The following is a 1247-nucleotide window of genomic DNA, read 5'->3' as shown; positions in this document are numbered from 1 at the left end:
AGCATAGAAGATATAGCAGTAGTAGGTGGAGGATTTATAGGAGTAGAAGTTGCAGAGAACTTACGTTTAGCAAATAAAAATGTAAGCTTAATAGAAGCACAAGACCAAATAATGGCTCCATTTGATTATGATATGGCACAAATACTCCATAAAGAAATGATGGATAAGGGAATAAACCTAATACTAAGTGATGGAGTACAAAAAATCAACTCTGATTCAGTAGAATTACAATCAGGAAAAAAAGTAGATGCAAAGGTAGTAGTAATGGCAATAGGAGTATCACCAGAAACAAAATTAGCAGTAGATGCAGGATTAGAAATAGGTGAAACAAGATCAATAAAAGTAGATCATAATTACCTAACAAATGATAAAGATATATATGCAGTAGGAGATGCAATAGAAGTATATAACAGGTTAACACATAAACCATCAAGACTTGCATTAGCAGGCCCAGCACAAAGACAAGCAAGAGCAGCAGCAGATCATATGTATGGAAAAGCACATAGAAACAACGGAGTAATAGGCTCATCAGTAGTACAAATATTTGATATAGGTGCAGCATCAACAGGATTAAACGAAAAACAAGCGAAATCAGCAGGCATAAACTACGATATAGTATATACAATACCAGGAGATAAAGTTGGTTTAATGCCAGAAAGTAACCCAATGCATTTTAAACTATTATATGAATATCCAACAGGAAAAATTCTAGGAGCTCAAGCAATAGGAAAAGGAAATGTAGATAAAAGAGTAGATGTAATAGCAACAATGATATTAATGGGTGGAACATTAGAAGATTTAAAAGAATTAGAATTATGTTATGCACCATTATTTGGAACAGCTAAAGATGTAGTGAACCATACAGCACTAGTAGGATTAAACCTATTAAATGGAGCATTTAAACAAGTACCAGTAACAAAGGTAAGAGAATTAGTAGAAAATGATGAATTCATAATAGATGTAAGAGAAGAAGATGAATATGCAGAAGGACATCTTAAAAATGCAGTAAATATTCCATTAAGCCAATTAAGAAAAAGATTAGACGAAATACCAAAGGATAGAGCAGTATACCTACACTGTCGTTCATCACAAAGAAGTTATAATGCTGTGATGGCATTACAAAATCTAGGATATGATAATGTAGTGAATATATCTGGATCATATTTAGGGATTTGCTGTTATGAATATTTCCAAGATCAAGTAACAGATAGAGAAAAAATAGTTACAGAATATAACTTTAATTAAAA

At 32.2% G+C, this 1247-nt stretch carries 1 protein-coding gene; it reads left to right on the top strand.

The window, feature by feature from the left end:
• A partial coding sequence (locus D3Z33_RS16420; protein WP_160198854.1) for an FAD-dependent oxidoreductase occupies positions 1–1245 on the top strand: 1245 nt, incomplete at its 5' end.
• Positions 1246–1247 lie beyond the last annotated feature (2 nt).

This window comes from Senegalia massiliensis (genome assembly GCF_009911265.1).
Lineage (GTDB): Bacteria > Bacillota > Clostridia > Tissierellales > SIT17 > Anaeromonas > Anaeromonas massiliensis_A.
The sequence above is the reverse complement of the archived record's forward strand: the minus strand, read 5'-3'. Positions and strand labels throughout refer to the sequence as shown.